This window comes from Helicobacter cappadocius (genome assembly GCF_030688855.1).
Lineage (GTDB): Bacteria > Campylobacterota > Campylobacteria > Campylobacterales > Helicobacteraceae > Helicobacter_J > Helicobacter_J cappadocius.
Genome location: NZ_JAUYZK010000015.1, coordinates 20,810 through 27,170, shown reverse-complemented (window position 1 = coordinate 27,170; position 6,361 = coordinate 20,810). Strand labels below are relative to the sequence as shown.

Genomic DNA, 6,361 nt, shown 5'->3' with positions numbered 1-6,361 from the left:
TAGTCCATTTCTTACTCCTATTTGTGTTATAATTTTCACAGAGATACAGATGAATATTATAAGTCCCCCTTATGGGGGAGGCGGGTTACCCCGCCCAAATCTTGATGATTTGACTTATTGTTAAGATTATCAAACAGAGTTTGTAAATTAGGTTGATAACTTTTATAGTCTTCTTCATTTTGTATCTCCTTCCTTCTTATTTCAGAGGTTTTTAACCTTTGTAAATATTCCTATCCACATCCCCTAGTCCCGCAATGCTATGCTTCACAAGTTCGCATAAAGCGATCGTGCTACGAGGCTAAAAAGGATAAGCAGTTATCTTTTGCTAAACGCCTCTGCTTTTAATGAATTTGTTTAGAAATATCACACTTTATCGACCTATTAAGATTCAGTAAAATATGGATATTTGTGTTAATATGCTATGATGTAGGTATAAAATAGGTATAAAATAGGTTGAAAGTAGGTATAATTTAGGTCTAAAATACTTTGAAAAAATGTTTATATGAAAGCATTAGATAGTATCTCAAGACTATCCAAAAATTGGAGGTTATAAAGATGAAAAATATTAGAGAATTTTTAAGAGGATATTCAAAAACATATGATTTATTCGGGATTCAAAGCGTTTCTATCATTCCTGATGCTAATAGCAATATAGAAAAAGCTTGGAGTAATGTAGGTCATTCAATATACAAAGCCATTGATAATGAAAAAAAATATTCAAAAACAAACTCAAAACATCCATCAAAACGCTGATACAAAAGTAATTGCTTCGCGTACAATATATTCAGGACCTCTCCCCCCTGCAGTAGAGTTACAAAAATATGCAGAGATAAACCCTGATATCCCTAATAGAATCATAACTATGGCAGAGAATGATCTTGAACACATTCATTCATTACAGCTCAATGATCAAAGATATCAAATCATAATGGGATATTTGGGATGGATAGCTGGTGCTGTGGTTACTTTAGGTTTAGCTTTCTTTGCATTTTATTTGGCATTAAATGATAAAAATATCGGGGCAGTGATTGCCTTTATTGGTGCAATGTCGCCCATCGCTACTATTTATTATTTGAAAAAAACTACCAAAAACAAAGACTAGCTCTATTCCTACCCAAACTCCACTGCTACTCTCCAAGAGCTAGGATCGATACTATGAGAGACTTTGTTTATCACATATTCTCCTTGTATCTCACTATCTCCTTTTAGTTTTAAAATCGTCCCTGCGTAGATGATTTTTCCCACTAACTCTAGTTTTCCTTTTCTTTGGTTGCTTTTGATAGCTTTAAAATATCCCTCTGCTTTTTTGTAAGCTTCATCATCGTTTTTAGAGTGGATATTGCGTTTTAAGACAGGCTCTTGCTTACCGATCCTGATGATTTTATTTTCTAGGCTTTGGGGGTTTTGATAACTCACCTCAACGCTTTTATATGCCATCTTGCTATAGCTCTGCAAACTCACTGAAATGCACTCATCAGCGTTTATTGTGATGGTGGGTTTTTTTTCTGAATTCTTTTCTAAAAATATCAAAGTCTCATTTTTTACACATTGTGTGAGGTTTAGCGTTTTGGCGATATGAAAGCACAGGGAGCTATCAGATTGGTTGATTTGATCAATATGCACGATTTCATCCATCCGATCAAAATCAATCTTAGATTGGAGGTTGTTTTCTTTAGCGATTGCTTCTAATATTTGCTTGTAGCTTAGATTATCAAAACTGCGATTTTTTCGCTCCCTAAAAGAGGAGCTATAATCTATGCTTGTGCATTCTATTTCATAGCTTGTCTTATAGTTATAAGCGATACTTGCTATAGAGAAACTTCCCATCAGATGATTATCGATAAAAAATTTTATTTTGTCTTTGATGTTTGGTCTTATATTTGGAAAAACCTTGATTTTAAATGTATCACTTTGACTATTTTCAAAATCCTCATAGCTGATGGACATCACACAAACACTGATATCTTTATTATTCAAGGTTATTTTGAAGTTGTTTGTTTTATATATCGATTCCATAAAGCCCCTTTATTTCATCTTCTTGTGTGGGTTTTATTTCTCTTATATAGACCTCATCTCCTCCATCTAGTGTATCTTTTAGCAAAAGCTTAAAATTATCCATCATAAAATCATCATATTGATTTTGATTGAATTTTAAACCATAATATTTAAAATAAATGCTATCAAGACATTCGCCCTCAGTTGCGATGTAGTTCATATTTTATTCCTTAAAAAATTTTTACATTTTAAATAAAAGGCATAAGTTCGCACACCATAAAATAAGATGATACGATGGAAACTAGAAACTTTTTTGACCTTCATCGCTTCGTTAAACACCTCATCGCAAAAATCCCTGCTAACCTCTCCTTTATGATAAAGTTCGCAAAGATAATCGTGCAATACTGCGGGTTTAGAGTGTCTGCCAATTGGACTTACAAATATTCTAAACAAAAAAGGCACAGATGCAAAATCACTCTCAAAACCGCTAGGGACTTTTATCACCTCATCATTATTTTCTTCTCTATAATAATCAAACTCTTCAGTTATCAAAAGATTGCCATTATCTAGGATTTCACCTTTAAGAGATGTGGTAAAGCTACTCATTATCTAAACTCCTTGAACTATCGTTTTTTTGTTTTTCTTCTATTTCTAAAGCCTTTTGTGTGTAGATATCAGGGTCTTTGAGTTCTTTGAGTGTATTTTCTATTTCTTTTTCTAGCAGCTTTTCTAGCCCATCTTCTAGCTTAAATCTTTTTTTGAGATTATGGGGAATAGAGTAGAGTTTATTTGATACGATAATAGCGATATCCTCTAGTTCTTTGGCGACTTTTTCTATAGGGATGAGTTTGTCCATTTTTTCTGCTAACATCGCCTCTTTTAATTTAGCATCAGCGATGTCTTTGCGTGTTCGTGCCTCTTTGCTATCTGTGGTATTTGTCTGTGTGGATACTTTATAGGTGATATAGCTTTGGATGTTTTTATACGCATCCCAGCAGTTCTTATCTTCTTTTGCTAATACTTCATTTTTTTCGAGGTTGTAAATATGCCTTTCAGTGAGCCCTAAAAGTCCCCCGAGTTCTTTTGTAGAAACTATCAAAGAATTATCCTAAAATCAGTGTTGATAAAAACTTCCAATCTATCCTCATTTTTTATCACTCTTATACTCTGCATTTTTAAGCGAGGTTCAAAGAGTTTGATTTGCTCTTGTATTTGATTTATTATTTCCATTTCTAAATCTTGTGTAAAAGCCCTATCTATCCATTCATAGCTCAGTCCAAAGTTTGGATTTAAAGGAATGGAGTATTTTTTGGTTTTGAAAATGCGATTTAGATTTGCTTGTATGCTTAGTTTGTAGCTCATAAACAAGCCCTTACTTTAGTGCTTCCTTGTGCATGGGGGCTTCCTGTAAAAGGGCATATGCACTGCGTAGTTACCACTCCAGCACCGCTAGAGTTTCCCAAATCTACAGAATCTGCAGTGATAGATGCGTTTTTGCAGATGATGGTGATGTTTTTTACTGCATTGATATTGAGTTCACTTTTATTGGCATCATAGCTTATCTTTGTGCCATCATCATAAGTGATGAACTCTGTATTTGAATCGCTATGAATATTAGGAGATGGGAGTGAAAGTGCCAAATACAGATTTGATTCCAAAAAGCTTATCACCATCACTAACTCTCCCACAACAGGGGGAATAAAATGGCTATTAAACTTAGAAAATCCTCCGATATAAGTTATAAACTCTGTTTTAGTGCCTAAAATATCGACCTTGATTTGATTTCCCTTAGTTTCTATTACAGATCCGATGTAAATTTTCACTTCACCAAACATTTTTCTCCTTTTATTGTTTATGGAACTTGCTAAAGGCAAGTTCTTATCGTAGCTTAGAGTGAAACCCTAAGCTACTCCTAAAGTATGGACTTATTCTGTGCCTTTGGCACATCATCAAGTCGGTCTTTATAGGTTTTGTCTTTCGTTCGCCCCTTGTCCTATAGAAAAAGGAAATAGTTTTTGTAAAAGCAAAAACCCTTTTTATATAGGGTTACAAGGATACAGGCGAACTCCCCTCCTTGTTTAAAAAAGAAAAGGCGAAGACTTTCTCTTTTTTGATTAAGGAGGGTTAGGGTGGATAAAGTTTTTTCTTTTGACAAAAAAGAAATTGACAAAAAAGATTCCAAATTTTCTTTTGACAAAAAAAAGAACTTTTGAAATGGATTTTTTAGCTTTATGAACAAAAACATCATATTATCTTCCCTACGCCACTTTGTGCATTTGCTGTGCCTGTAGTAGCTACTTGCACAATTGCTTGAGTTTGAATATGACTAATAAAACACTCTATTAGAGTATGGATAAATATTTCGTTTTCACCAGCGATTTTAAAGCCCTTTTGCTCTAGCTCTGTTTTGATATTTTGGATCAATACTTTAGCATTCATTTTATCTCCGATTTAAAGATTAAATGAATTATAACTTATATTTTATAGGTGATTTAAAAGTAGCTTATTTATCGTTTATTATAGATAATTTTAAGAAATATCAAATAATTTTAATTCATTTTTATTCATTTACTTTATATAAAATTATTTCATTTTTTTAAATCAAAAATAATAATTTTTTTATCGTTATAAAATCTAAATCTAAGAATCGCTTTTAAGTGTAAAATCATCGAGTTTTTTAAGCTTAGCTCCTAAGAGATTAAGAACGCTTATATCCAGTGCTTCATTTCTCTCTCTGATTTTTTCCCATTTGTATATTGTGTAGCCCTTATCATTTTTGGTTTTGATAAGTTTTTCAGAAGTGAGTTGATAAAAATATTCCAGTGTGTATTTTTGATTATAGTGCTGATACCCTGCCCCAAAACTTCGAGTTTGCAATAATCTAAAAACTTCAGATTTACCCTTATAAGTCCCTATAGAATACAGCCATATCCCATTGATATTTTTAGGTTTATTTACAAAATCCTTTTTCATCTCAACCTCACTTGCCCCTTTTGTAGCGACAAACCTTCCTTTGCCCATTTTTACAAACTTATAGACCTTTTGTGTTTCAAACCCGCTATCTACAAGCACAACAGAGGCATACATTCGTCTCCCGCTGATAGTAGAAAAAGCTCTTTTAGTGGCAATATACGCATCATCCCATACTTTAGGAAGTTTTACATCCCCTTGCAATATCACATAGTCTATTCCCCAGCTTTCAAACCCTAGCCCCCATCCTCTGAATTCCATCTCGATTCTATCATTTTGAATATCTATGCCACAGCTGATAAATAACACCTCATCAGGGAGAGTGGTATCTGTGTAATTTTCTCTTCTAGCATAGAGTTCATTTTCTTCAAATTTAACGCTTGGTGGTTCAAAGGATTCTGCTTTTATAGTATTGGTGAAAACTTGGAATTTTTGGATATTATCCTTGCTTTCTAAAAAATCCTTTACAATATCTTTTAGCGTAAAAAATGGGCTATAAAGGGCGTTAAGATAAAACCCTGCGATAGATGAATATGGGTTTTGTGCTATCCATTTCCCCTTAGATACAGCATTATTTTTTTCACGCTCACTCCATATTCCCCCACACTCTGCACAAGCATAGCCCACAGAATCTAAATTATGACTGCCATCTTCTTTTTGTTCCCATTTGATATTTTCAAAGACTAGCGTTTGAGAGAACTCACAAAAAGGGCAGGGGACAAAATATCTTCTTTTATCGCTATTTTCATACTCCCTCTCTATAGAACTATGCCCTTTTATTGTGGGGGTAGAAACCTTGATGATTTTTCTATCATAGAATGTATTGGTTCTTTTTTGTGCCAAATCGATGGAATGCCCTTCTTTGGTATTTTCACATCTATCGACCTCATCTACGATAAGCACTTTGATAGGTTTTGAGGAAAGCTTTGATGGAGAGTTTGATCCTACTAACGCAAGGTTACCGCCTTTGAAATTTTTGATAAGTATTGTATTACTAGCTTCTCTATCATTAATCAGTCTATCTAACACTTTAGTATCTCTGAACATCGGGGCAAGTCGCCTTTTTGAATAGTCCTCTGCCATATCCTCGCTTGGCAGAAGGAAGAGTATCGGGCTTGGGTTTTGATGGATATAATATCCGATGGTATTGTTGAGTATTTCAGATTTACCTAGCTGTGCTCCCCACATCAGCACGACTTCCTTCACATCAGGGTTAGATATGGTATTCATCGGTTCTATTTGGTAGCTAAGTGCTTCGAACTTCCCAAAATTCGCTGAGCTTTCTTTGGATAATACGCGGTATGTATTACTCCACTGCGTGAGATTGAGCTTTGGTTTGATAAATATCGCATTGGCAAAAGCCTCTATAAGTGGGGATTTACTCATAAATAATCGC

At 34.1% G+C, this 6,361-nt stretch carries 10 protein-coding genes; 2 read left to right on the top strand and 8 right to left on the bottom strand.

Annotated elements, in window-relative coordinates; genetic code table 11:
* The first annotated feature begins 555 nt into the window (after positions 1 to 555).
* Positions 556 to 753, top strand: a complete 198-nt coding sequence (locus tag Q5I06_RS08290) for a hypothetical protein (protein WP_305517750.1) — start codon at positions 556 to 558, stop codon at positions 751 to 753.
* A complete protein-coding gene (locus Q5I06_RS08285; RefSeq protein ID WP_305517749.1) occupies positions 704 to 1,102 on the top strand; it encodes a DUF2335 domain-containing protein in 399 nt (132 codons plus the stop codon). Before Q5I06_RS08290 ends, Q5I06_RS08285 begins: the two co-directional genes overlap by 50 nt.
* Before the next feature lie 8 nt (positions 1,103 to 1,110).
* On the opposite strand, the gene Q5I06_RS08280 is transcribed toward Q5I06_RS08285, so the two are convergent.
* From Q5I06_RS08280 to Q5I06_RS08245, 8 genes are all read right to left on the bottom strand, one after another.
* On the bottom strand, positions 1,111 to 2,016 hold the full coding sequence (locus tag Q5I06_RS08280; protein WP_305517748.1) for a phage late control D family protein: 906 nt from the start codon (positions 2,014 to 2,016) through the stop codon (positions 1,111 to 1,113).
* Complete coding sequence (locus Q5I06_RS08275; protein WP_305517747.1) at positions 2,000 to 2,215, bottom strand: hypothetical protein; 216 nt, start codon at positions 2,213 to 2,215, stop codon at positions 2,000 to 2,002. The genes Q5I06_RS08280 and Q5I06_RS08275 overlap by 17 nt, the downstream gene beginning before the upstream one ends.
* A complete protein-coding gene (locus tag Q5I06_RS08270; protein WP_305517746.1) occupies positions 2,212 to 2,601 on the bottom strand; it encodes a DUF1353 domain-containing protein in 390 nt (129 codons plus the stop codon). The genes Q5I06_RS08275 and Q5I06_RS08270 overlap by 4 nt, the downstream gene beginning before the upstream one ends.
* Entirely contained in the window at positions 2,594 to 3,094 is a 501-nt protein-coding gene (locus tag Q5I06_RS08265) for a hypothetical protein (RefSeq protein WP_305517745.1), read from the bottom strand. Before Q5I06_RS08265 ends, Q5I06_RS08270 begins: the two co-directional genes overlap by 8 nt.
* Complete coding sequence (locus Q5I06_RS08260; protein WP_305517744.1) at positions 3,091 to 3,357, bottom strand: GPW/gp25 family protein; 267 nt, start codon at positions 3,355 to 3,357, stop codon at positions 3,091 to 3,093. The genes Q5I06_RS08265 and Q5I06_RS08260 overlap by 4 nt, the downstream gene beginning before the upstream one ends.
* Complete coding sequence (locus Q5I06_RS08255) at positions 3,354 to 3,830, bottom strand: hypothetical protein (RefSeq protein ID WP_305517743.1); 477 nt, start codon at positions 3,828 to 3,830, stop codon at positions 3,354 to 3,356. The genes Q5I06_RS08260 and Q5I06_RS08255 overlap by 4 nt, the downstream gene beginning before the upstream one ends.
* Positions 3,831 to 4,239: 409 nt before the next feature.
* Positions 4,240 to 4,434 (bottom strand): hypothetical protein, encoded by a 195-nt coding sequence (locus tag Q5I06_RS08250; protein WP_305517742.1) that lies wholly within the window; start codon positions 4,432 to 4,434, stop codon positions 4,240 to 4,242.
* A gap of 201 nt (positions 4,435 to 4,635) precedes the next feature.
* Positions 4,636 to 6,351, bottom strand: coding sequence for a phage terminase large subunit family protein (locus Q5I06_RS08245; RefSeq protein ID WP_305517741.1), 1,716 nt, complete (start codon positions 6,349 to 6,351; stop codon positions 4,636 to 4,638).
* Positions 6,352 to 6,361 lie beyond the last annotated feature (10 nt).